The organism is Ectothiorhodospira sp. 9100, from assembly GCF_022227565.1.
In the GTDB taxonomy this organism is placed as follows: domain Bacteria; phylum Pseudomonadota; class Gammaproteobacteria; order Ectothiorhodospirales; family Ectothiorhodospiraceae; genus Ectothiorhodospira; species Ectothiorhodospira marina.
In genome coordinates this window covers 82485-104930 of the sequence record NZ_JAJNAN010000001.1, presented here as the reverse complement: position 1 = coordinate 104930, position 22446 = coordinate 82485, and the positions used below count along the sequence as shown (strand labels likewise).

The 22446-nt window shown below is 62.7% G+C and carries 22 protein-coding genes and 1 tRNA gene; 14 read left to right on the top strand and 9 right to left on the bottom strand.

The genetic code is table 11. The annotated features are described in order from the left end of the window. Positions 1-303 precede the first annotated feature (303 nt). Both LPW29_RS00505 and grxD read left to right on the top strand, forming a co-directional pair. Positions 304-2079 carry an N-acetylglutaminylglutamine amidotransferase gene (locus tag LPW29_RS00505; protein WP_238626377.1) on the top strand — a complete coding sequence of 592 codons (1776 nt, stop codon included), beginning with the start codon at positions 304-306 and terminating at the stop codon, positions 2077-2079. A gap of 258 nt (positions 2080-2337) precedes the next feature. Continuing rightward, a complete protein-coding gene (grxD, locus tag LPW29_RS00500; RefSeq protein ID WP_238626426.1) occupies positions 2338-2655 on the top strand; it encodes a Grx4 family monothiol glutaredoxin in 318 nt (105 codons plus the stop codon). Between the two features lie 7 nt (positions 2656-2662). Here grxD and LPW29_RS00495 read toward each other — a convergent pair whose 3' ends face one another. Genes LPW29_RS00495 through pyrC form a run of 3 tightly spaced genes read right to left on the bottom strand, consistent with a single transcriptional unit; the run spans position 2663 to position 5411 of the window. After that, the gene (locus LPW29_RS00495; RefSeq protein ID WP_238626376.1) at positions 2663-3625 is read right to left on the bottom strand and encodes a diguanylate cyclase domain-containing protein; all 963 of its coding nucleotides are present in this window, start codon (positions 3623-3625) and stop codon (positions 2663-2665) included. A 59-nt stretch (positions 3626-3684) separates the two neighbouring features. Beyond that, positions 3685-4335, bottom strand: coding sequence for a ribonuclease T (gene rnt / locus LPW29_RS00490; protein ID WP_238626375.1), 651 nt, complete (start codon positions 4333-4335; stop codon positions 3685-3687). 41 nt (positions 4336-4376) lie between these two features. Beyond that, positions 4377-5411: a dihydroorotase gene (pyrC, locus tag LPW29_RS00485; RefSeq protein ID WP_238626425.1), complete on the bottom strand. Its 1035-nt coding sequence runs from the start codon at positions 5409-5411 to the stop codon at positions 4377-4379. Positions 5412-5664: 253 nt separating this feature from the next. On the opposite strand from pyrC, the gene aceE reads away from it, so the two are divergent. The 9 genes from aceE (at position 5665) to LPW29_RS00440 (ending at position 17080) form a co-directional block, all read left to right on the top strand. Continuing rightward, positions 5665-8328: a pyruvate dehydrogenase (acetyl-transferring), homodimeric type gene (gene aceE, locus LPW29_RS00480; RefSeq protein WP_238626374.1), complete on the top strand. Its 2664-nt coding sequence runs from the start codon at positions 5665-5667 to the stop codon at positions 8326-8328. A gap of 45 nt (positions 8329-8373) precedes the next feature. Further along, the gene (locus tag LPW29_RS00475; RefSeq protein WP_238626373.1) at positions 8374-9735 is read left to right on the top strand and encodes a dihydrolipoyllysine-residue acetyltransferase; all 1362 of its coding nucleotides are present in this window, start codon (positions 8374-8376) and stop codon (positions 9733-9735) included. 15 nt (positions 9736-9750) lie between these two features. Further along, positions 9751-11556, top strand: a complete 1806-nt coding sequence (gene lpdA / locus LPW29_RS00470; protein ID WP_238626372.1) for a dihydrolipoyl dehydrogenase — start codon at positions 9751-9753, stop codon at positions 11554-11556. A gap of 62 nt (positions 11557-11618) precedes the next feature. Continuing rightward, positions 11619-12467, top strand: coding sequence for an OmpA family protein (locus tag LPW29_RS00465; protein ID WP_238626371.1), 849 nt, complete (start codon positions 11619-11621; stop codon positions 12465-12467). Positions 12468-12666: 199 nt separating this feature from the next. After that, entirely contained in the window at positions 12667-13881 is a 1215-nt protein-coding gene (locus LPW29_RS00460; protein ID WP_090253612.1) for an argininosuccinate synthase, read from the top strand. Positions 13882-13963: 82 nt separating this feature from the next. Continuing rightward, on the top strand, positions 13964-14743 hold the full coding sequence (locus LPW29_RS00455; RefSeq protein ID WP_370642779.1) for an MlaA family lipoprotein: 780 nt from the start codon (positions 13964-13966) through the stop codon (positions 14741-14743). A gap of 12 nt (positions 14744-14755) precedes the next feature. Beyond that, a complete protein-coding gene (locus tag LPW29_RS00450; RefSeq protein WP_090253609.1) occupies positions 14756-15277 on the top strand; it encodes a hypothetical protein in 522 nt (173 codons plus the stop codon). Further along, positions 15274-16638: a UDP-N-acetylmuramate:L-alanyl-gamma-D-glutamyl-meso-diaminopimelate ligase gene (gene mpl / locus LPW29_RS00445; RefSeq protein ID WP_238626370.1), complete on the top strand. Its 1365-nt coding sequence runs from the start codon at positions 15274-15276 to the stop codon at positions 16636-16638. Before LPW29_RS00450 ends, mpl begins: the two co-directional genes overlap by 4 nt. 67 nt (positions 16639-16705) lie before the next feature. Next, positions 16706-17080, top strand: a complete 375-nt coding sequence (locus LPW29_RS00440) for a hypothetical protein (protein WP_090253604.1) — start codon at positions 16706-16708, stop codon at positions 17078-17080. On the opposite strand, the gene cyaY is transcribed toward LPW29_RS00440, so the two are convergent. Then, positions 17070-17393, bottom strand: coding sequence for an iron donor protein CyaY (gene cyaY / locus LPW29_RS00435; RefSeq protein WP_238626369.1), 324 nt, complete (start codon positions 17391-17393; stop codon positions 17070-17072). The genes LPW29_RS00440 and cyaY overlap by 11 nt on opposite strands. Positions 17394-17485: 92 nt before the next feature. Here cyaY and LPW29_RS00430 point away from each other — a divergent pair, with 92 nt between their 5' ends. Next, positions 17486-17968: a YajQ family cyclic di-GMP-binding protein gene (locus LPW29_RS00430; protein ID WP_238626368.1), complete on the top strand. Its 483-nt coding sequence runs from the start codon at positions 17486-17488 to the stop codon at positions 17966-17968. Between the two features lie 5 nt (positions 17969-17973). Here the strand turns inward: LPW29_RS00430 and LPW29_RS00425 are convergent, their stop codons facing one another. Then, positions 17974-18291, bottom strand: a complete 318-nt coding sequence (locus LPW29_RS00425; protein WP_238626367.1) for a hypothetical protein — start codon at positions 18289-18291, stop codon at positions 17974-17976. A 35-nt stretch (positions 18292-18326) separates the two neighbouring features. On the opposite strand from LPW29_RS00425, the gene LPW29_RS00420 reads away from it, so the two are divergent. After that, the gene (locus tag LPW29_RS00420; protein WP_238626366.1) at positions 18327-18917 is read left to right on the top strand and encodes a hypothetical protein; all 591 of its coding nucleotides are present in this window, start codon (positions 18327-18329) and stop codon (positions 18915-18917) included. 400 nt (positions 18918-19317) lie between these two features. Here LPW29_RS00420 and LPW29_RS00415 read toward each other — a convergent pair whose 3' ends face one another. From LPW29_RS00415 to LPW29_RS00400, 4 genes are all read right to left on the bottom strand, one after another. Beyond that, positions 19318-20097: a class I SAM-dependent methyltransferase gene (locus tag LPW29_RS00415; protein ID WP_238626365.1), complete on the bottom strand. Its 780-nt coding sequence runs from the start codon at positions 20095-20097 to the stop codon at positions 19318-19320. 33 nt (positions 20098-20130) lie between these two features. Then, complete coding sequence (locus tag LPW29_RS00410; RefSeq protein WP_090253596.1) at positions 20131-20352, bottom strand: SlyX family protein; 222 nt, start codon at positions 20350-20352, stop codon at positions 20131-20133. A gap of 11 nt (positions 20353-20363) precedes the next feature. Continuing rightward, positions 20364-21329, bottom strand: a complete 966-nt coding sequence (locus tag LPW29_RS00405; RefSeq protein ID WP_238626364.1) for a 2-hydroxyacid dehydrogenase — start codon at positions 21327-21329, stop codon at positions 20364-20366. A 90-nt stretch (positions 21330-21419) separates the two neighbouring features. Then, the gene (locus LPW29_RS00400; RefSeq protein ID WP_238626363.1) at positions 21420-22094 is read right to left on the bottom strand and encodes a Bax inhibitor-1/YccA family protein; all 675 of its coding nucleotides are present in this window, start codon (positions 22092-22094) and stop codon (positions 21420-21422) included. A gap of 170 nt (positions 22095-22264) precedes the next feature. Between LPW29_RS00400 and LPW29_RS00395 the strand changes: the two genes are divergently transcribed. After that, positions 22265-22352 (top strand) — tRNA-Ser (locus tag LPW29_RS00395). Positions 22353-22446 lie beyond the last annotated feature (94 nt).

Here is a 22446-nt window from a genome sequence, read left to right as displayed (position 1 = left end):
AGCAGCCGACATCGACGCCAAGCCGATGCCCTCGCAGGTGACGCATGCGTCAACCTCTCCGCGTGTCTCACCTTCCACCTCCCTTATTATATTTATTTACTTATATTCCAGGATTATGGTGATATGACCAGAATGGATCAAGAATTTTTTAGTGGTTGGCAACGGATGACCGGGAGGCCACGGGGAGAGTCTGAATCGTTGCCTGGGATGATCCCGGCGTGACGCCGTCCTCAGCGACTGGGATAATGTGGATCAACCCTACCCGATTGAACTCGGCCTGGACCAACCAAGGGATCACGCTTCATGTGCGGCATCTGCGGCGAACTGCATTTCAAGGGCACGCGGCCCGACCTGACCTCCATCCGGCGCATGCTGGATCGTCTGGACCGGCGCGGGCCGGATCACGAAGGCAGCTACTCCGATGGTCCTCTGGCCTTTGGGCATCGGCGACTGTCCATCCTGGACCTGTCAGAGCGCTCCAACCAGCCCATGGTGGACCCGGAACTGGGCCTGGCGGTGGTCTTCAACGGCACCCTGTATAACTTCCGGGAACTGCGTGCCGAACTGGCCGGCCGTTACCATTTCTTTTCCACTGGGGACACCGAGGTGATCCTCAAGGCCTACCATGCCTGGGGGGAAGACTGCGTCAAGCGCTTCCACGGCATGTTCGCCTTCGCGGTCTGGGATCTGCGCGAGCAGCGGTTGTTCATGGGGCGCGATCGGATGGGCATCAAGCCCCTGTATTACAGCCTGACCGATCGGTGCCTGCGCTTTGCTTCCAACATCCAGGCCCTGCTGGCGGCCGGGGATGTGGACACCGATTTTGACCCGGTGGCCCTGCATCACCACTTCACCCTGCATGCGGTGGTGCCGGCCCCGCGGACCCTGTTCAAGGGGGTGCGCAAGCTGCGTCCCGGCCACACCCTCACCGTGGAGTGCGATGGCGGCACCCGGCTGCAGCGTTACTGGACCCTGGAGGCCCGCCGCCCCGACACCCCGATGTCACCGGAAGAATGGACCCAGGCCATCCACGACAGTCTGCGCCGGGCGGTGAAAAAGCGGCTGGAGGTGGCGGATGTGCCGGTGGGCGTGCTGCTCTCCGGCGGGCTGGACTCCAGCCTGTTGGTGGCGCTGCTGGCGGAGTCCGGCGTGCGCAACCTGCAGACCTTTACCGTGGGCTTTGAAGATCAGCCCGAGGAGAAGGGCAGCGAGTTCGAATTCTCCGATCCGGTGGCCGAGCGCTACGCCACCGTGCACCATCGCTTTCATGTGCCCAACGATCAGGTGCTGGGCCGCCTGCCTGAGGCCGTGGATCAGATGGCCGAGCCCATGGTGGGCCAGGATGCCGTGGCCTTCTACCTGCTTTCCGAACAGGTGTCCCAGCATGTGAAGGTGGTGCAGTCGGGGCAGGGGGCGGATGAGGTCTTCGCCGGCTATTTCTGGTACCCGCAGATGGTGGCCGAGACGGAAGGATCACGGGTGGAGCGCTTTGCGCGGCATTATTTCGACCGGGATCACGACGAGTTCCTGCAGATGCTGGCCCCGGATCTGGTCAGCGAGGATCATACCCGTGCCCTCATTGAGGCGGCCCTGAACGAACCGGGGGCCGACACCCTGCTGGACGCGGTATTGCGCCTGGATGTGACCACCCTGGTGGTGGATGATCCTGTCAAGCGGGTGGACAACATGACCATGGCCTGGGGCCTGGAGGCCCGGGTGCCGTTCCTGGATCACGAACTGGTGGAACTGGCTGCGCGCATGCCGCCGGAACTCAAGCTGGCCGAGGGTGGCAAGGGAGTGCTCAAGCACATCTCGCGCGGGTTGTTGCCCGACTCGGTGATTGATCGTCCCAAAGGGTATTTCCCGTTGCCGGCACTGAAATACGTGCGTGGCCCGTTTCTGGACTTCATGCGTGACATCCTGGATTCCCAGGCCTGTCGGGAGCGGGGGTTGTATCAGCGGGATTACGTGCAGCGCTTGCTGGCCGAGCCGGAGAAGCATCTCACCCGCATCCAGGGCAGCAAGCTATGGCATCTGGCCCTACTGGAGTTCTGGTTGCAGCGCCAGGGCATCTCCTGAGCCCCATGGGAGCGGCTCCTTTGTGGGAGCAACCCCTTTACCCCTTTGTGGGAGCGGGCCTCGCCCGCGAAGGCGGTGGGCACCTCAGTATGTCCAGGGCGCTGCTGGCGCAGCGCATCGCCGGCAGGCCAGCTCCCACAGGGGGTGCGTGGCTTTGTCCCGTGGTACCATACGGAATCAATCAGGTATGGTCGGGGGTCACAGTGACAACGGCCCGACCGACGCATCATGAACACAAGACAACACGAGGTAATGCAAGTGGACGCTCTTGACCGCATCCGTCAGCAGGTGGAAGAAAACCCGGTGATCATCTACATGAAGGGTACGCCGCAATTCCCCATGTGCGGTTTTTCCAACCGGGCGGTATCGGCGCTCAAGGAATGCGGTAAACCCTTTGCCTATGTGAACGTGCTGGCCGACCAGGATGTAATGCAGAGCTTACCCAGCTTTGCCGACTGGCCCACCTTCCCGCAGGTCTACGTGAAGGGCGAATTGATCGGGGGATGCGACATCACCCTGGAGATGTTCGAGTCGGGTGAGTTGCAGACCCTGGTGGCGGATGCGGCAGGCGAGTAGTCGCCGCTCAACTGACCACCACCTGATTGCCCCCGGCGGCACGGGCCGTTTCCAGATTGGTGCCGGCCTGCTGCATGAGCTCGCGGATGGTCAGCAGCGGCTGATCATACTCATGGAAATGGGCGCCGATGGATACCCGAATGGGAACCTTGCCCTCTGAAGTGGTGATCCCGTCCTGAGACAGGCTTTGCAGTACGCGCCCCAGCAGTTCCCGGTTGAACTGCTGGGGTGAGTGCACGTGCAGGAGCAGGGCGAAGGCCTCGCCCCCCATGCGGGCCACCAGGTCGGTGGGGCGCACGGATAGCCGCAGACGTTTGGCAAACCCCAGCAGCACCTCGTTTCCCAGGTCGTGACCATGCTGCTGGTGTACCGGGTCGAAATGATCCAGGTCCACCAGTGCCAGGCACAACCCCCCACCGCGGGCCTGGGTTTCCAGCACCAACGCCTCCAGTCGCTGGTTCAGGGCCCGTTGATTGGCCAGACCGGTGATGGGGTCGGTGGTGGAAAGGTTTTCCATGTGCTGATTGGCCGCCTGCAGCGCAGCGGAGGTTTCCAGCAGACGATTCTGCAGTGTCGCGATGCGCCCCGCCGCGAAAACACGCGCGGCCAACTGCACGTTGTGGATCGGCTTGGTGAGATAGTCGTCCACCCCTTGATGGAAGGCCTCCAGCATGGCCTCATCCCCCTCCTTGGCGGTGAACAGGATGATGGCTGTGTAGCGCTCTTCCTCTTCATCACGCGTGCGGATGGCCGCGGTCAACTCCAGCCCGTTCATTTCCGGCATGACCCAGTCCGCCAATACCACGTCGGCGCGGCGTTCAGTCAGCAGTGACAGGGCCTCGGGTGCGGACGCGGCAAGCCTCACGTCATCGTAGCCCACCCGTTCCAGGGTGTTCTTCAATACCGTTCGGCTGTATTGCATGTCATCGACAATGAGGATGGACAGCGCGGGGGGTGTTGAAGGGGTCATCTCAGCCGATCGGTTGGGGTGAAAAGTGTGATCTCCGTCTCTTTCTTATAAGCAAGCCATCAGGCCTTGTCCAGATTTTCCGTCCCCAGCGGTGTAACCTGATCGTTCCAGCGGTTCATCACGTCACAAAAGATGTCGGCGGTCTTCTCGGCATCGTAGGTGGCCGAGTGGGCCTCGGCGTTGTCCCAGGCCAGGCCTGCCTTCTGTACCGCCCGGGCCAGCACCGTCTGACCGTAGGCCATGGCCGATAGGGTGACTGTGTCCAGGTTGCTGAAGGGGTGAAAGGGATTGCGCTTGAGCTGGGTACGCTCGGCGGTGGCGTTCACGAAGGCCAGATCGAAGCCGGCGTTGTGGCCTACCAGGATGGCCCGGGTGCAGTGATTGAGCTTGACCTCCTGACGCACCTCGCGGAAAACCTCTCGCAGTGCCTCGTCCTCCGGGGTGGCGATGCGCAGGGGATGCCAGGGGTTGATGCCGGTGACCTCCAGGGACTTGGGGTCCATGTGCGCTCCCTCAAAGGGCTGCACATGATGGGACAGGGTGCGGTGTCGATGCAGGTTGCCCTGCGCATCCATGCGCAGGATGACCGCGGCAATCTGCAGCAGCGCGTCGGTTTGAGGGTTGAATCCTCCGGTTTCCACGTCCACCACCACGGGTAGAAAGCCACGGAATCGGTTGCCCATGGGGCGAAAGTCAGCATCTTCGGTCATGACCATAGGGTATCAGGTCTCAAGGGGGCAGGGGGTCTCCCTCAGTCCACCAGCCGCCAGCTGACCTCGCCGCCTGCCCGCAGGGGCACCACCTGCTCCCCGCCGAAGGGATACGCCTGGGGTATTGTCCAGGGTTCGCGTTTGAGGGTGATGAAGTCTTCATTGACCGGCAGGCCATAAAAGGCCGGGCCGTTCAGACTGGCAAAGCCTTCCAGCTTGTCCAGCGCGCCGGCCTGTTCGAAGGCCTCTGCATAAAATTCGATGGCCGCCGGGGCGCTGAAGATGCCGGCACAGCCGCAGGCGCTCTCCTTGGCCCCCTGGGGATGCGGGGCGCTGTCGGTGCCCAGGAAGAAGCGAGGGTGCCCCTCGGTCAGGGCCTCCATGATCGCCACCCGGTGGGTTTCCCGCTTGAGTACGGGCAGGCAGAAATGATGCGGGCGCATCCCGCCTTGGAAGAGGGCGTTGCGGTTCATGAGGATGTGCTGGGGGGTGACCGTGGCGCCGACCCGCTCCGGTGCCTGACGCACGAATTCCACCGCCTGGGCCGTGGTGATGTGCTCCAGTACGATCTTCAATCCGGGGAACTGCTCCACCAGCGGGATCAAGGTGTTGTCGATGAACACCTGTTCGCGGTCGAAGATGTCCACCGAGGGGGCCGTGGCCTCCCCATGCACCAGCAGCGGCAGACCCAGATCCTGCATCGCCTGCAGGGTGGGGTAGGTATTGCGGATATCACTCACGCCTGCGTCGGAATGGGTGGTGGCCCCGGCCGGATAGAGTTTGACGCCCAGTATTCGGCCGCTATCCACTGCCTTGCGAATCTCTTCCGGCGAGGTGCTGTCGGTGAGATAGATTGTCATCAATGGGTTGAACGTTGAATCCCGCGGCAATGCCTCAAGAATACGTTGGCGATATTGCAGGGCCTGATCCACGCTCACCACCGGTGGCTTGAGATTCGGCATGATCACCGCGCGTGCAAACTGTTTTGCCGAATGTGGCACCGCATCACTCAGGACATCTCCGTCGCGAACATGTAAATGCCAGTCATCGGGGCGTCTGATGCGCAGTTCTTCGATTGTTGCCATTGTGTGATTTTCCTAAATTAAATAGGGAGTTGGCGTGTTGCAGTGAAGCATTTCACCACCGCGTCCACTTTCTTGACCTGCTGCGTCAAAAGTTCGAACATAGCGGGCAAGGCGGTAGCAACCAGCCTCACCAAAAAGATAACAATAATGTTTCAAAACCACCCCCGCGCTTGTGATGAACCACCCTCTCGTGTGGGGCGATGGCGAGTGTCTAAAGCCGGGCCTAACGGATGGAGAATACGTGATGAACGCGCAGACAATGCCGCAGGATCTGGACGCGCAGGAAACGCAGGAATGGTTGGACGCCCTGGAAGCCGTCATCCAGGCCGACGGCCCGGAACGCGCCCACTACCTGCTGGAAAGGTTGGTGGATCAGTCGCGACGTTCCGGTGCCTTCCTGCCTTATTCCGCCAATACGGCCTACGTCAATACCATTCCCCCGCATCTGGAACCGGAATATCCCGGCGACGCGGAGCTGGAACACCGCATCCGCTCGTACATCCGCTGGAACGCACTGCTGATGGTCGTCAAGGCCAATCGTATCAGTTCGGAACTGGGAGGGCATATTGCCAGCTTCGCCTCGGCGGCCACCTTGTACGATGTGGGATTCAATCATTTCTGGCGTGCCCCCAGCCATGAGCACGGTGGTGATCTGGTCTTCATTCAGGGGCACTCTGCGCCTGGCATCTACGCCCGGTCGTTCCTGGAGGGGCGGCTGAGTGAGCAGCAACTGGATGGTTTTCGCCAGGAGGTCGCGGGTAACGGGCTGCCGTCCTACCCTCATCCCTGGCTGATGCCGGACTACTGGCAGTTCCCGACGGTGAGCATGGGACTGGGGCCCATCACCAGCATCATGCAGGCCCGCTTCATGAAATACATGAACGACCGCGGGCTGGCCAGCAGTCAGGATCGCAAGGTCTGGTCCTTCCTGGGGGACGGCGAGACCGACGAGCCGGAAACCCTCGGGGCCATCAGCCTGGCAGCCCGGGAAAAGCTGGATAACCTCATCTTTGTGGTCAACTGCAATCTGCAGCGTCTGGATGGCCCGGTGCGTGGCAACGGCAAGATCGTGCAGGAACTGGAGGCCGTATTCCGTGGCGCTGGCTGGAACGTGATCAAGGTGCTGTGGGGCAGCTACTGGGATCCGCTGCTGGCCAAGGACACCAAGGGCCTGCTCAAGCAGCGCATGATGGAGGCCGTGGATGGTGACTATCAGAACTACAAGTCCAAGGATGGGGCCTATGTACGCGAGCACTTCTTTGGCAAGTATCCGGAGCTCAGGGCCATGGTGGCCAATATGTCCGACCCGGATGTGTGGCGCCTCAACCGGGGCGGTCACGACCCGTTCAAGGTGTACGCCGCCTACGCCTCGGCGGTGAATCACACCGGTCAGCCCACGGTGATCCTGGCCCAGACGGTGAAGGGTTACGGCATGGGGTCCGCTGGCGAGGGGCAGATGCGAGCCCACCAGCAGAAGAAGATGGGCATCGAGGAGATCCGCGCCTTCCGCGACCGCTTCAGCATCCCTGCCACGGATGATGACGTGGACAATCTGCGCTACCTCAAGCCGGCAGAGGAGGCGCCGGAGATGAAATACATGCGCCAGCGGCGCGAGGGCCTGGGAGGTCATCTGCCGGTGCGCAAGTCCACGGTGGCACCGCTGGAAATCCCGGATCTGTCCCTGTTCTCGGGCTCCCTGGAAGATTCTGGCGACCGGGAGTTGTCCACCACCATGGCGCTGGTGCGCATGCTCACCCAGCTCACCCGCGACAAGAAGGTGGGCCATCACGTGGTGCCTATCGTGCCTGACGAGGCACGCACCTTCGGCATGGAAGGTCTGTTCCGTCAGTTGGGTATCTATTCCTCCGTGGGCCAGCTCTACGAGCCCCAGGACAAGGAAGAGGTCATGTTTTACAAGGAGGCCAAGAAAGGACAGATCCTGGAAGAGGGCATCAACGAGGCGGGGGCCCTGTCGTCCTGGATTGCCGCCGCCACGGCCTACAGCGTGCATGGTGTCAGCATGATCCCCTTCTACATCTTCTACTCCATGTTCGGCTTCCAGCGGGTGGGTGATCTGATCTACGCCGCCGGGGACATGCAGGCCCGAGGGTTTCTCATCGGCGGGACTGCCGGGCGCACCACCCTCTCCGGGGAAGGCCTGCAGCACCAGGACGGCCACAGCCACATGATGGCCGCCAACGTGCCCAACTGCATCAGCTACGACCCCACGTTTGCCTATGAACTGGCGGTGATCCTGCACGATGGCATGCGGCGCATGTACTCGGATCAGGAGAATGTCTTTTATTACATCACCACCATGAACGAGAACTACCATCAGCCCGCCATGCCCGAGGGCGCCGAGGAAGGCATCCGCAAGGGACTTTATCGCTTGCGGACGGGAGATGCAGCCAAGGCCCGGGTGCAGCTCATGGGTTCGGGCACCATCCTGAGGGAGGTGATCGCCGCAGCCGATCTGCTGCGTGAGGACTTTGGTGTGGAGTCGGATATCTGGAGTGCGCCCAGCTTCAACGAACTGGCCCGGGATGGCCGTGGTACCGACCGCTGGAACATGCTCAATCCCGAGAAGCCCCCGCGCCAGTGCTGGGTGTCCCGGTGTCTGGCGGATGCCCAGGGCCCGGTGGTGGCCTCCACGGATTATGTGAAGGGTTATGCCGATCAGATCCGCGCCTGGGTGCCCGGTCGCTATGTGACCCTGGGCACGGACGGGTTCGGCCGCAGCGACCTGCGCCAGCGGCTGCGGCACCATTTCGAGGTGGACCGTTACTATGTGGCCGTGGCCGCTCTCAAGGCCCTGGCGGATGAGAGAACGCTGCCGGTGGAAACGGTCGTCGAGGCGATTCGCAAATACGAGATCGACGTGGACAAGGTCAATCCCTTGCACGCCTGAGGCCCCCAACCGTGGTCAACCTCAATTTCAGACAGGAGTTGCGTGATGGGCAACGTGGTTGAAGTGAAGGTCCCGGATATTGGGGACTTCAAGGATGTGGAAATCATCGAAGTGCTGGTGTCCGAGGGAGACCGGGTGGAGGCAGAGGATCTCCTCATCACCCTGGAGTCGGATAAGGCGTCCATGGATATCCCCTCGCCCCAGGGCGGCATTGTGAAGGGGGTGAAGCTCAAGGCCGGGGAGCGGGTGTCCCAGGGCACCCCGATCCTGGATCTGGAGGTGGAGGACGCTTCCGGGAATGGGGATGCTGATGCCGCTTCCGGGACGGCTGAAGAGTCCGGTAAAGGCTCTGGCGATGACGGTGGCAAGGCCTCAGGGCAGGGCGACACAGCGGAATCGGTAAAGCCGGATGACGCACCACGCCGTGGTGAGCAGGCATCACCGCCATCGGCTGCTCCCGCATCCGCGCCACGTCAGTCGCCCACCGCCGGCATGGTGAACGAAGAGGGCTTCCGCAAGGCCCATGCCTCGCCGGCGGTGCGTCGTTTTGCCCGGGAGCTGGGCGTGGACCTGGGGCGCGTGGAGGGTTCGGGGCGCAAGGGGCGCATCCTCAAGGAGGATGTGCAGGGCTTCGTCAAGCGCTCCCTGGCCCAGGGAGCCTCTGGCGGACTGGGCGTGGCACCGGCGCCCGAGGTGGACTTCTCCCGCTTTGGCCAGGTGGAAACCCAGGCCCTCACCAAGATCAACCGCCTCACGGGGGAGTTCCTGCATCGCAACTGGGTGACCATCCCCCATGTCACCCAGTTTGACGAGGCGGATATCACCGAACTGGATGGCTTTCGCCGCTCCCTGGTGGATGAATACAAGGACAAGGGGGTGAAGATCACCTTCCTGGTCTTCCTGATGAAGGCGGTGGTCTCGGCCCTGAAGGAGTTCCCCCGGGTGAATGCCTCCCTGGATGCCACCGGCGAGAACCTGATCATCAAGAAGTACTACCACCTGGGCATCGCCGTGGACACCCCCGATGGCCTGGTGGTGCCGGTGGTCCGCGATGTGGATCGCAAGAGCCTGGTGGAGTTGGCCCGGGAACTGGCCGAGATCTCCGAGAAGGCCCGCAAGCGCCGCCTGAAGAGCCAGGACATGGAGGGCGGCTGCCTCACCATCACCAGCCTGGGCGGCATCGGCGGCACCCATTTCACCCCCATCGTCAATGCACCGGAGGTGGCCATCCTGGGCGTCTCCAAGGCCCGGATGCAGCCGGTGTGGGATGGCGAGGCGTTCAACCCCCGGCTGGTATTGCCCTTGTCGTTGTCCTACGATCATCGCGTCATCGACGGGGCCCTGGGGGCCCGGTTCACCAGTTACCTGAGCGGCCTGCTGTCCGACATGCGGCGGATGCTGCTGTAGACGAGGAAGAGATTCATGGCAAAGGTGGTTACGATCCCGGTACCCGATATCGGCGAGTTCAAGGAGGTGGAGATCATCGAGGTCCTGGTTCAGCCAGGTGACCGTGTGGATGTGGAGGACTCCCTGATCACCCTGGAATCGGACAAGGCCTCCATGGACATCCCCTCGCCCCACGCGGGCACGGTGAAAAAGGTCCTGCTCAAGGCCGGCGACAAGGTCTCCAAGGGGAGCGACATCCTGGAACTGGAGATGGCAGGCGAGGGGGCCGAGGGCGACTCGTCGCAGTCCTCCCCGAAGGATAAGGAAAAAGGTAAGGGAAAGGATAAGGGCGAGGCCCCCAAGAAAGACTCCGGGCAGGATGAGGCCAAGGCCGGCAAGTCGGCGCCCAAGCCCGCCAGCCACAATGGCGATGTGGATCAGCGCTGCCAGTTGCTGGTGCTGGGCTCCGGTCCCGGCGGCTACACCGCCGCCTTCCGTGCCGCCGACCTGGGCATGGAGGTGATCATGGTGGAGCGTTACCCGGTAATCGGCGGCGTCTGCCTGAACGTGGGCTGCATCCCCTCCAAGGCCCTGCTGCACGCCGCCCAGGTGGTGGAGGAGGCGGAGGACTTCGAGCGCCATGGCATCCGTTTTGGCAAGCCTGAGATCGATCTGAAGAAACTGGCTGGCTACAAGGATGGCGTGGTGAGCAAGCTCACCATGGGCCTCAAGCACCTGGCCAAGCAGCGCAAGGTCACCGTGGTGCAGGGGAGCGGGCGTTTCACCTCCCCCAACAGCCTGGCGGTTTCCAGCGACGACGGTGAACAGGTGATCGGATTCGAGCAGGCCATTGTGGCCGTTGGCTCCCGTCCCGTGCATCTGCCCAGCTTCCCCTGGGATGACGAGCGGGTGATGGACTCCACCGGGGCCCTGGAGCTGCGCGATATCCCCGGACGCCTACTGGTGGTGGGCGGCGGCATCATCGGTCTGGAGATGGCCTGTGTGTACGACGCCCTGGGGGCCAAGGTCACTGTCTGCGAGCTGTCCAGCGACCTGATGCCGGGGGCTGACCGGGATCTGGTCAAGCCTCTGGAGAAACGCATCAAGGGGCGTTACGAGAACATCTTCACCGGCACCAAGGTCACTGCGGCCGAGGCCACTGATGACGGCATCCGCGTCTCCTTCGAGGGGGGCAAGGCCCCGGATCAGGACACCTTCGACCGGGTGCTGGTGGCCGTGGGACGCCTGCCCAATGGCGGGGGGATCGAGGCCGAGGCCGCGGGGCTTGAAGTGGATGAACACGGCTTCATCAAGGTGGACAAGCAGATGCGCACCAATGTGTCGCATATCTTTGCCATTGGTGATGTGGTGGGCGGCCCCATGCTGGCCCACAAGGCCACCCATGAGGGCAAGGTGGCCGCCGAGGTGGCATCGGGTGAAAAGTCCCATTTCGATGCCCGCGCCATCCCCAGTGTGGCCTACACCCACCCGGAGGTGGCCTGGATGGGGCTCACCGAGACCGAGGCCAAGAAACAGGGTATCGAATACACCAAGGGTGTCTTCCCCTGGGCGGCCAGCGGGCGTGCCATCAGCGTGGGCGGCGACAGCGGGTTGACGAAACTGTTGCTGGATGAGCACGACCGCGTGATCGGTGCCGGCATTGTCGGCCCCAACGCCGGCGAGCTGATTGCCGAGGCCACCCTGGCCCTGGAGATGGGTGCCGATGTGGAGGACCTGGGCCTGACGGTGCATCCGCATCCCACGTTGTCGGAGACGGTGGGTTTCGCCGCCGAGGTGGCTCATGGTTCGATCACGGATATCCTGCCGCCGAAGAAAAAGTAGTTCCTCTCTTCGCCCTCGCCGGATGATTCAATCTTTCCCGCGCCTGGCCGATAATCCTTCCCATGAACCTCCGCGTCCTCGCCCTGCTGCTGATTCTCGCCCCCACCAGTCTGGGGGCGGTGGAATATGCCTCCCGACTGGCCGAGGCCCGTTGGACCGTCTCCACCGGGGGTACCCTGTGCGAACTCGCCCAGGAGATACCTCGCTACGGCACGGTCCGCTTCCAGGCCCGCCCCGGTCAGCCGCTGCAGTTCACTGTGGAGATCCGCACGCCGTTGCCGGGGCCGGACGTGGGCCATATCTCCCTGAGGCCGCCCCAGTGGCGCCACGACCTGAGCCCCCAGGCGCTGGAAGCGGTCTCCCTGGCCGCTTCCGACATCCTGCTGATGTTGCAACGGGATCGGGCACTGGAGCTGTACTATGCACTGGAAGCCGGTCACGAGGTCATCCTGACCCATCCGGATGCAGGGCGGGGTGCCGACAACGTGCGGGTGGTCATCTCTCCGGTGCGGTTTCGGGAGGTGCTGGCGGATTTTCGGGCGTGCCAGGGCGATCGGATTTATCTGGATTTCGTGAGCCTGCGGGAATGGCGAGTCCACTTCGACTTTGATGAGAGCAAGATCCGTGAGGAGGATCAGTCCACGTTGGATCAAGTGGTGCGCCATCTGACGACCCAGCCCGATACCCGGGTGGTGGTGGGTGGGCACGCGGACGAGCAGGGCAGTCCCCAATACAACGAAGCCCTGTCTTTGCGTCGCGCCCAGGCCGTGCAGCGCCTGCTGCGACAGGAGGGTGTCGCTGCCGATCGCATCGAGATCCGAGCCTTTGGCGAGACCTGGCCGCTGGAGCCGGCTTCAAGCGAAGCCGCCTGGGCATTGAACCGGCGGGTCGATATCTGGTTGACCCGGTAGCGTCGCACCACCCTCACCCCATCCCCTCTCCCGCCAACGGGAGAGGGGCTCTGCGTTTTCCAACCCTCAGCCCTGCCCTGCAGGTGGATTCTCCCGCCAGGGGAGAAGGGCTTTGATGCAAGCCCGTGGCCACGGCATGCCCTCACTTAGTATACTCACCCGCTTGATCCATCGTTGTCTGTTGCAGGGGTTGCCATACATGGCCAGTGAAGTGAAAAAGGTCGTACTCGCCTATTCCGGCGGGCTGGATACGTCGGTCATCCTCAAGTGGCTGGAGGATACCTATGGCTGTGAGGTGGTGACGTTTACCGCCGATATCGGTCAGGGCGAGGAAGTGGAGCCCGCCCGCGCCAAGGCCCAGGCCCTGGGGGTGAAGGAGATCTATATCGAGGACCTGCGCGAGGAATTCGTGCGGGACTTCGTCTTCCCCATGTTCCGCGCCAACGCCGTGTATGAAGGCGAGTACCTGCTGGGCACCTCCATTGCCCGACCCCTGATTGCCAAGCGCCTGGTGGAAATCGCCAACGAGACCGGTGCCGATGCGGTCTCCCATGGCGCCACCGGCAAGGGCAATGACCAGGTGCGTTTTGAACTGGGGGCCTATGCCCTGAAGCCGGGCATCCACGTGATCGCCCCCTGGCGGGAATGGGATCTCACCTCCCGGGAAAAGCTCCTGGCCTATGCCGAGAAGCACAACATTCCCGTGGAGATGAAGCGTGGCAAGAAGTCCCCGTACTCCATGGATGCCAACCTGCTGCACATCTCCTACGAGGGCAATCAGCTGGAAGATCCCTGGTTCGAGGCCGAAGAGGACATGTGGCGCTGGTCGGTCTCCCCCGAGGCCGCCCCGGACAAGGCCGAGTATGTGGAGATCACTTTCGAACAGGGCGACCCGGTGGCCATCAATGGCGAGGCCATGAGCCCGGCCACCCTGCTGGATCACCTGAACCGCCTGGGCGGCGCCCACGGCGTGGGTCGCCTGGACCTGGTGGAAAACCGCTACGTGGGCATGAAGTCCCGGGGTTGCTACGAAACCCCCGGCGGGTCCATCCTGCTCAAGGCCCATCGCGCCATCGAATCCCTCACCCTGGACCGCGAGGCGGCCCACCTGAAGGACGAGATCATGCCCCGGTATGCCAGCCTCATCTATAACGGCTACTGGTGGAGCCCCGAACGGCGCATGATGCAGTCCCTGATTGATGCCTCGCAGACGCATGTGAACGGAATCGTCCGCATCAAACTCTACAAGGGCAATGTCATCATCGCCGGGCGCCAATCCGCAACCGACAGTCTGTTCGACACCCATATCGCCACATTCGAGGACGATGCCGGGGCCTACGACCAGAAGGATGCCGAGGGCTTCATCAAGCTCAATGCCCTGCGCATGCGCATCGCCGCCCAGCGGGGGCGTTGAACGACCAGGGCGACAGACGACTTCCCATAAGGATCCCCCAGTGCTCACACCGAACATTCAAGCATGTCCTCCCCGACGATGGATGGCCGGGCAAGTTCACCGTGCTGTTCGGCGTGGACGTTCGGGGGGTGTCCTGTCGGCTCTGTTTGCCTGCGCCTTGTTGATGACCGGGTGTGCCACGGTGCCACCGGAATCCAAGGATCCGCGTGATCCCTGGGAGGGCTACAACCGGGCCATGTTCCAGTTCAACGATGCCGTGGATCGGGCCGTGCTCAAGCCTGTGGCAAAAGGCTACGACAAGGTCACGCCCCAGCCTGTACGCAATAGTATCGGCAACTTTTTCTCCAACCTGGGTGATGTCCATAATCTGGCCAACAATACGCTGCAGTTCAAGTTCCACGATGCGGCCTCTGACCTGACGCGAATGATCATGAACACCAGCTTCGGTTTGTTCGGTTTGTTCGATGTGGCCACGCCCATGGGGCTGGAGAAGAGTAACGAGGACTTCGGTCAGACCCTGGGGACCTGGGGCATGCCCTCTGGGCCATATTTCGTTGTGCCCTTCCGCGGTCCCAGTACCGTGCGCGATGCGCCGGCGGAGTTGGTGGATGGCCGCATCCATCCGCTTTACTACCACGACGACGTGTCTCAGCGGAACAGCCTGGTGGCCCTGCGTCTGGTGGACATCCGCGCCGGGCTGCTGCCCACCGAGCGGGCCCTGGAGGGCATGGCCACGGATCGCTACATGGCCATCCGCAACGCCTATCTGGATCGTCGTGAGTACCTGGTGACCGACGGTGCCCCTTCGGATGCCCAGCGGGACATGCTCAGGGAGCTGGAGGACTGGGATGACGATTTCTGAGAAGGGAACAGCATGTACGCGCTCATCAAACCATTTCTGCAACTGACCTTTCTGCAAAAGGGGCCGGAGGATCTGCCAGCTTCGGCCCTCCTGCTATGGTTGTGCGCCATTGCCTATCTGCTGGTGGGCCTGATTGTGGCCGTGCCTTTTTATCCCTTCCAGATCGCCATCCTGCAGGCGGGTATGGAGGTGGGGCTGCTGGCTGGATTCACGGCCCTGCTGCTACAGGTGCGACGTGTTCCGGAGCGGTTCGTGCAGACCTTGACTGCCCTGTTGGGGGTGGGCATTGTGCTCGGGCTGGCGATGCTACCCCTGGTGTACAGCCTGCGGGGTGCCGAGGCCCCGGACGAGATTCCAGTCGCCGTCACGGTGGGATATCTGGTACTGCTGGGGTGGTTACTGACCGCCTATGGTCATGTGCTGCGCAGTGCCCTGAGCCTCAAGACCTCAGCTGGCGGGGTGGCCCTGGCCGTGGCCTACCTGATGCTGGCTGCCGTGGCCGGCGAGATCCTCTACGCGGCGGTCATGCAGTGAGCCACATCCATATCCTGGGGATCTGCGGCACCTTCATGGGCGGGGTGGCCTTGCTTGCCCGGGCCGCCGGATATCGGGTGAGCGGTTCGGATGAACACGTCTATCCCCCCATGAGCACCCTGTTGGCGGCCCAGGGCATCGAGATCGCCCAAGGCCATGATCCGGCCCACCTGGATCCGGCACCCGATGTCGTGGTGATCGGTAATGTCATGACCCGGGGTAACCCCGCAGTGGAATACGTGCTCAATCAGGGGCTGCCTTATACCTCTGGCCCCCAGTGGCTGGCCGAGCACGTGCTGCGGGAGCGGTGGGTGCTGGCCGTGGCGGGCACCCATGGCAAGACCACCACCGCCAGCCTGCTGGCCTGGATACTGGAAGACGCGGGACTGGATCCGGGGTTTCTCATCGGCGGAGTCCCGGATAACTTTGGCGTCTCGGCCCGACTGGGGTCGTCCCCTTTTTTTGTGGTGGAGGCCGATGAATACGATACGGCGTTTTTTGACAAGCGTTCCAAGTTTGTCCACTACCGTCCACGCACCTTGATCCTCAATAATCTGGAATTCGATCACGCGGATATTTTTCCGGACCTGGCCGCCATTGCGCGGCAGTTCCATCATCTGGTGCGCACGGTGCCGGGGGAGGGGCAGATCATCAGCCAGGCAGGCGATGCGGCCATGGAGGCAGTGCTCGACGAGGGGTGCTGGACACCTGTGGAGCGCTTTGGAGTGGGGGTGCCGGCTCCATGGCAGGGTGAACCGATCTCCCCGGATGGCACGCGCTTTGGCATTCTTGAGGCAGGAAGGCGCGTGGCCGAAGGGCAGTGGACCCTACCGGGCCGGCACAACCTGAGCAACGCCCTGGCAGCGTTGCTGGCGGCTCGACATGCCGGTGTGCCGCTGAAGGCCGGCGTGGAGGCCCTGGGGCGATTTGCGGGGGTGAAACGGCGTCTCCAGGTGCGCGGTGAGGTTCACGGTGTGACCGTCTACGATGACTTTGCCCACCATCCCACAGCCATTGCCGCCACCCTGGAGGCATTGCGGGCCAAAGTGGGCCCAGCGCGTATCCTGGCGGTATTGGAGCCCCGCTCCAATACCATGCGTATGGGTGTGCATCGGGATACCCTGGCCGGTTCGCTGGGCGTGGCCGATGGGATCTGGCTGCATCAACCGGCGTCTCTGGGCTGGGATCTGATGCCGGTGGTGGCGGCGCTGGGTGACCGTGCCCATGCCCTGGCGGATCTGGATGATCTGGCGTGTTCCGTGGCAACGCAAGCCCGCCCCGGAGACCATGTGCTGATCATGAGCAATGGTGGATTCGGAGGATTACACGAGCGTTTGCTGGAGCGGCTGGCGGGCGGGTGATGCACCGGTTCAAACCCCGAGCCGGGTGCTCTACAATCCACGGCTTTGCCCTTGCGGAACCCAGTCCATGATCTCAAAAGAGGAATTCACCGCCCACCGGGAGCAGTTCGAGGCCTTTGTGGCCACGGTGCACCGCTTTGCGGCCCTGCTGTTTGGCATCACCTTCTTGGGCTATGGGGCAGCGGTATGGGTATGGTTCGAAGGGGCCACCTGGACCGCGCTGATCATCGCCACCCTGTCATATCTTTTCTTTCGCCAGTTCCGGCGTCTGTCGGTGAATCTGGCACGGGTCAAGCTCACCCCAAGACCCGAGGCTCGGGAGATGCTGCTGCTGGTGGATAATGCCCTGGATGAACACAAACCGCACCAGGTTCTGGCCCACCTGGAAGGTCAGGTGGGGGCTGCGCGCAAGCAGGACCAGGACGCCTCCTCTACAGACTGATGTCAGTACCCAGTTTCTGCCTCAGCACGCGCTGGAGCGTGGCGATCAGTTCGTTGCCTTCCTTGTCGTCCAGCCATTGTCCGGACCCGGTGTCGTAGCCGAAATGAGCCGGCCCTTCCGGTGAGGCCAGCCAGATCTGCCGGAGCGGCTCCTGGCGGTTCAGGATCAGCTTGCTGCGATCGTCGAACTCGATGGTCAGCACGCCGTCGACGATGTCCATGTCCAGGTCGGCCAGTTCGTCCACGGCGCTCATGCGTTCCATGAGCGCCTCCAGGGTCTGCTCTGCCTGGACGCTGAAGGACACTTGATTCATGGGCTGGGATCCTCTTTCAGGGGTGGGTTGGCCAGCGCTCACGTTATCATGTTTAACTCGTTCAACATCAGGTATCCCAAACGGAGAGATCAATGCCTTCCTTTGATGTGGTGTCCGAAGTGGACATGCAGGAGTTGCGCAATGCCGTGGACCAGACCCGGCGTGAAGTGGAGAACCGCTACGATTTCAAGGGCTCGGCAGCCGATGTGGAGCAGAGCGAAGCGGAATTGACCCTGTTCGGGGATTCCGAGTTCCAGGTGGATCAGGTCATGGACATCCTCACCCAGAAGATGGCCAAGCGCGGCATCGATGTGAGCTGCCTGGATTCGGGCAAGCTGGAGGAGGGCGGCGGGAAGGCCCGCCGCATCATCACCATCCGTCAGGGCATCGATCAGGACATGGGCAAGAAGATCATCCGCCTGGTCAAGGACAGCAAGCTCAAGGTGCAGGCCTCGATACAGGGTGACAAGGTGCGCATCACCGGCAAGAAGCGCGACGACCTTCAGGATGCCATCGCCCTGCTGCGCAAGGCGGAGCTGGACCTGCCGCTACAGTACGACAACTTCCGGGATTGAGCCCACTACATCTCGGCGTCCGAGTCCCGGCCCGGTACCCAGCCCATGGAGCGGGCCTTCTCGATGGCCTGGTCATGGATGCGGGCGTGGCGTTCGCGGATCTCCGGGGGCAGGTTGCTCACCCGCAGGCCGTACTGATCCCAGGCGGCGTTGACCTTGTCATGGAGCACCTGGATCTGTGCGGTGGCCCAGCCTTCGCAGGTTTCGGTTTCCGGAATGAGTTCGAAGACCCAGGCATCCTTGATGATGCCGCCAATGGGAGTCATGCCGCCATGAAGATCGTTGTGGATGCCCACGTAGGTCTGTTGTGTTCTGGATTGCATTGTCGTTCCTCGATTGTGGTTCATAATAGTCGCCCATGATGCCTGAATCCTTCAACGTACCGCCGGATCAACGGCGCGTTTATTATCGTGTGGCCTTGAAGCTGCTGGCGCTGCTGGGCGTGGCCATGCTGGCCTATGTGATGTTGAGCGGTATCTTTCGGGATTCCGACGAAGGTGAGGGTGAGCGCAACACCCGCGCCGTGGATATTGCCGATCTGTCACCGGGTGAGGTGAAGGCCGTCACCTGGGAGGGTCGACCCGTCTGGATTGTGGGGCGCACCCGGGCCATGCTGGAAGCCGACTCCGTTTTCAGTGATCGGCTCTACGACGCCGATTCCCGCTTGAGTCGTCAGCCCCGCCCCTATCGTAACCCCCACCGGTCCGCTTTGCCCCAGGTCCTGGTGGTGGTGGCCCTGGGCACCGATCTGGCTTGCGAACTCACCTGGGTGCCGCCCGAGGTTGCTGCGGAGGAGGGCTGGGGTGGCGGTTTTGTCGACCGTTGCCGCGGTTCCCGCTACGATCTGTCCGGTCGCGTCTACCGGGATCAGCAGGCCCGCCGCAATCTGGAGGTGCCCAGCTACCGCCTGATGGCCGATGACCAACTGATCCTGGGGCAAGCCCCGTAATGGGGACAGACCCCTTTTCCCGGCATCGGCAAGCAGTGCTTTGTAGCATGTCCTTCGCGGCCAAGGGCCGCTCCCACGGGGGTGCTACTGAGCTGAATGTTCTGTGGTGACTGTTTGGTGGTGGGTTCTTTTGTGGGAGCGGGCCTTGCCCGCGAAAGCGGCGGGCACAACCCCCAAGGCGCTGCTGCCGCAGCGCTTCGCTGGCAGGCCAACTCCCACAGGGGATGCATGCGGTAAAGGGGTCTGTCCCCATTTAGGCAGAGCGGGCTTTTACGTGAGAGCGGGCCTTGCCCGCGAAAGCGGTGGGCACAGTCCCCAAGGCGCTGCTGCCGCAGCGCTTCGCTGGCAGGCCATCTCCCACGGTGCATGCAATATTAAGGGGGCTATCCCCATTCAAGGCTCAGCTTTGGCCCGTTTTCGTGAGATATACATCGAAGCGGGTGCTGCTGCCAGGCACCTGGAAGTCCGGCGTCTGCCCCCCCAGGGGTTCGGCCCGGGCCGGGCGCTTGACCACCACCCGCTCCCGCGCCGCCGCCAGGGCCGCCCCCAGCACCCCGGCGGCATCCTCATCGTCGCCCACCACGGCCCTGAAGGCCCGCATGTCCTTCTTCACCAGGGCCGACTTGTCCCGATGCGGATACATGGGGTCCAGTGTCACCACGCCGCCGATATGTTCCTGCAGCCAGGGGCGGGCGTCGCCCTTGACCAGGGTCATGCGCTCCACGGTCTCGGCCAGTGCCGGTTCCTGCGCGGCCCGGGCCATACCGTCGGCCAGCAGGGCGGCGATGACCGGATGACGTTCCAGCAGGGTGACCCGGCACCCCAGCAGGGCGAGGATCAGGGCATCCCGCCCCAGCCCCGCCGTGGCGTCCACCACATGAGGCCGATGTCCACCCTTGATGCCCACGGCCCGGGCCAGAGGTTCCTTGCGGGCGCTCACATGGGCGCCCCGATACCCGAGGCGACCACCGGCCAGATCCACGAACACGGGCCCGGGTGCCTTGGGCCCGCACTGGCGCAACTCCAGTCGCTCGGGGGTGACGACCAGTTGCCAGGTGCCGGGTTCGGGCTGGTCGGCCAGCGTCAGGCCCAGTGAGCTGGCAAGGGCCTCGGCGCGGGACTGATCGGCGGGGTCATCACAGAGTATGCTCAGGGTCTTGATGGGGGGCTCCTCGGGCATTGTGCCAAAAAAGGTGTCTGTCCCCTTTTCTCCTCAATAATGCGGTGGCGGCGGCTCCGGTCCCTCCGGACCGCCGGGCTGATTCGCCAGCACCTCCGCCAGACGCAACCGCAGGTCCTCCATCTGTCGCTGCATCTGCAGCAGATCCTGCTGCTGGCGCGTGACCACATCGTTGAGATCCTGCAACTGGGCATCCTGATGGGCCAGACGGATTTCAAGATCGATCACGCGGTCGTTCATGGGGGTGGTGGACATGTGCAAAGACCCTACGGATTCACCAGGTGGGTGGGCTGGCCGGACTTGAAGGCCTGGATATTGCCGGCCAGGGCATTCACCATGCGTTGCCGGGCTTCGACGGCGGCCCAGGCGATATGGGGTGTCAGGATTAGATTGGGGATGTCCGGCGCCAGCAGGGGGTGATCCGCCTCGGGTGGTTCCTTCTCCAGCACGTCCACTCCAGCCCCGCCGATCTCACCATGTCGCAAGGCCTCGGCCAGGGCGGCATTATCCACGATGGCCCCCCGTGCCGTATTGATCAGCACTGCATCGCGCTTCATCATCCGCAACTGCTGCTCATCGATCAGCTGGTGAGTGTCCGGCGTCAACGGACAGTGCAGACTGAGCACATCGCTGGTGTGGATCACCTCATCCAGGGGCAGGCGCCCCGGTTCCGGTCCTCGTCCCGTCAGGCTCTGCGCAACCAACACCTCCATGCCGAAGGCATTCGCCGCCTGCGCCGTGGCGCGGCCCAGCACCCCGTGACCGATGATCCCCAGGCGCCGCCCGGACAACTCACGGATGGGATGATCCAGAAGGCAGAACTGCCGGCTGTCGTTCCAGGCGCCAGCGCGCACATCCTGCTGGTATTGCGATAAACGCACGGTGAGCGACAGCAGCATGGCAAACACATGCTGCACCACCGAGGCCGTGGCATAGTCCCGCACGTTGCACACGCGGATCCCCAGTCGGGAGGCGGCTTCCAGATCCACATTGTTCGTGCCCGTGGCGGCCAGGCAGACCAGCTTCAGGTTCGGGGCGGCTGCCAGGGCATCGGCATCCAGCACCACCTTGTTGGTGATCACCACCTGGGCACCCTGGATGCGCTTCACCGTCTCAAGTGGGCGGGTGTAGTCATGAAAGGTCCAGTGGGTGAGGGAGTTGTGAAGGGGAGAGAGATCCAGATCCCCCCGGTCGAGGGTTTCCAGATCGAGAAATACGCCCTGATCAATCATCAATCCGTTTCCTTGCCTCAAGAAAGCAAAGACCCCTCTCCCGTGAGGGAAGAGGGGCCAGGTTCGATGCCGGTCAGCCAGCCCGGAGAATCAATTATCGCCGCTGAGCATGGCAAACAGGTTCATCATGTGCAGAAACAGCACATAGATATTGGCGAACAGGGAGACCGTCATCACCACGTAGTTGGCTTCGCCGTCATGCACCATGCGGCTGGTGTCCCACAGGATGGCGGCGGACACCAGCAGCACCACAGCCGAGGAGATGGCCAGGGACAGGGCCGGAATGGCCAGGAACAGGTTGGCAATGATGGCTGCCAGCACCACCAGGAAGCCCACGAACACGAAACCGCCCAGGAAGCTGAAGTCCTTGCGGGTGACCAGCGCATAGGCCGACAGTCCCACAAAGACCAGTGCAGTGGAGGCCAGGGCGCCACCGACGATGGCCGGGCCATTGGGCAGACTCAGGTACAGGGAGACGATGGGCCCCAGGATGAAGCCCATGATGCCTGTGAATGCAAAGGTAAGCGGGATGCTCCAGACGCTGTTACGCAGGGCCTGGATGCCAAAGGGCATGCCGATGAAAACGGCCAGCATGATGATCCAGTGCACTGGCGGCGCATTCACCGCCATGGCGACAAAGGCCATGATGGCACTGAATGCCAGGGTCATGGACAGCAGCATGTAGGTGTTGCGAATCACCTTGTTGGTGGCCAGAGTCTGACTCTGAGCCTGTTGACTGATGGTGCTCGTGCGCTCCGTTTGCATGGGAGATCCTCCGGGAGAAACGGGTTGAAAACAATCAATGCATGATGCCGGTAAGGTACTTGATTCCATGCGGTGGATCAAAGCTTACCATCGGCATTTCTTGTGGCTTCATGACCAAGCCGGTTAAACTACCCGTCTTCTATGACCTCTCAGCGCTGATCAGCGTTCACGGAAGGGTGGCAGAGCGGTTGAATGCACCGGTCTTGAAAACCGGCGATGGGCGACCATCCGTGGGTTCGAATCCCACCCCTTCCGCCATATCTCTTTGCTTTTTAAGCAAAAAACATCTTTTAGCGGGTGCCCCTGGTGTCCGGCACCCTGGCACTTCCCGTCGCTTGCTACACTGTCCCTC

Bases quoted from the DNA above. Each gene is read 5' to 3' on its own strand.
- LPW29_RS00405 (WP_238626364.1), bottom strand. From the start codon at position 21,329: ATGATTGATCAGGGCGTATTTCTCGATCTGGAAACCCTCGACCGGGGG.
- LPW29_RS00450 (WP_090253609.1), top strand. From the start codon at position 14,756: ATGTACGCGCTCATCAAACCATTTCTGCAACTGACCTTTCTGCAAAAG.
- LPW29_RS00410 (WP_090253596.1), bottom strand. From the start codon at position 20,352: ATGTCCACCACCCCCATGAACGACCGCGTGATCGATCTTGAAATCCGT.
- LPW29_RS00465 (WP_238626371.1), top strand. From the start codon at position 11,619: ATGAACCTCCGCGTCCTCGCCCTGCTGCTGATTCTCGCCCCCACCAGT.
- aceE (WP_238626374.1), top strand. From the start codon at position 5,665: ATGAACGCGCAGACAATGCCGCAGGATCTGGACGCGCAGGAAACGCAG.
- rnt (WP_238626375.1), bottom strand. From the start codon at position 4,335: ATGACCGAAGATGCTGACTTTCGCCCCATGGGCAACCGATTCCGTGGC.
- cyaY (WP_238626369.1), bottom strand. From the start codon at position 17,393: ATGAATCAAGTGTCCTTCAGCGTCCAGGCAGAGCAGACCCTGGAGGCG.
- LPW29_RS00420 (WP_238626366.1), top strand. From the start codon at position 18,327: ATGATGCCTGAATCCTTCAACGTACCGCCGGATCAACGGCGCGTTTAT.
- LPW29_RS00425 (WP_238626367.1), bottom strand. From the start codon at position 18,291: ATGCAATCCAGAACACAACAGACCTACGTGGGCATCCACAACGATCTT.
- lpdA (WP_238626372.1), top strand. From the start codon at position 9,751: ATGGCAAAGGTGGTTACGATCCCGGTACCCGATATCGGCGAGTTCAAG.
- LPW29_RS00415 (WP_238626365.1), bottom strand. From the start codon at position 20,097: ATGCCCGAGGAGCCCCCCATCAAGACCCTGAGCATACTCTGTGATGAC.
- LPW29_RS00400 (WP_238626363.1), bottom strand. From the start codon at position 22,094: ATGCAAACGGAGCGCACGAGCACCATCAGTCAACAGGCTCAGAGTCAG.
- LPW29_RS00460 (WP_090253612.1), top strand. From the start codon at position 12,667: ATGGCCAGTGAAGTGAAAAAGGTCGTACTCGCCTATTCCGGCGGGCTG.
- LPW29_RS00440 (WP_090253604.1), top strand. From the start codon at position 16,706: ATGATCTCAAAAGAGGAATTCACCGCCCACCGGGAGCAGTTCGAGGCC.
- LPW29_RS00430 (WP_238626368.1), top strand. From the start codon at position 17,486: ATGCCTTCCTTTGATGTGGTGTCCGAAGTGGACATGCAGGAGTTGCGC.
- LPW29_RS00455 (WP_370642779.1), top strand. From the start codon at position 13,964: ATGGCCGGGCAAGTTCACCGTGCTGTTCGGCGTGGACGTTCGGGGGGT.
- LPW29_RS00495 (WP_238626376.1), bottom strand. From the start codon at position 3,625: ATGACCCCTTCAACACCCCCCGCGCTGTCCATCCTCATTGTCGATGAC.
- LPW29_RS00505 (WP_238626377.1), top strand. From the start codon at position 304: ATGTGCGGCATCTGCGGCGAACTGCATTTCAAGGGCACGCGGCCCGAC.
- LPW29_RS00475 (WP_238626373.1), top strand. From the start codon at position 8,374: ATGGGCAACGTGGTTGAAGTGAAGGTCCCGGATATTGGGGACTTCAAG.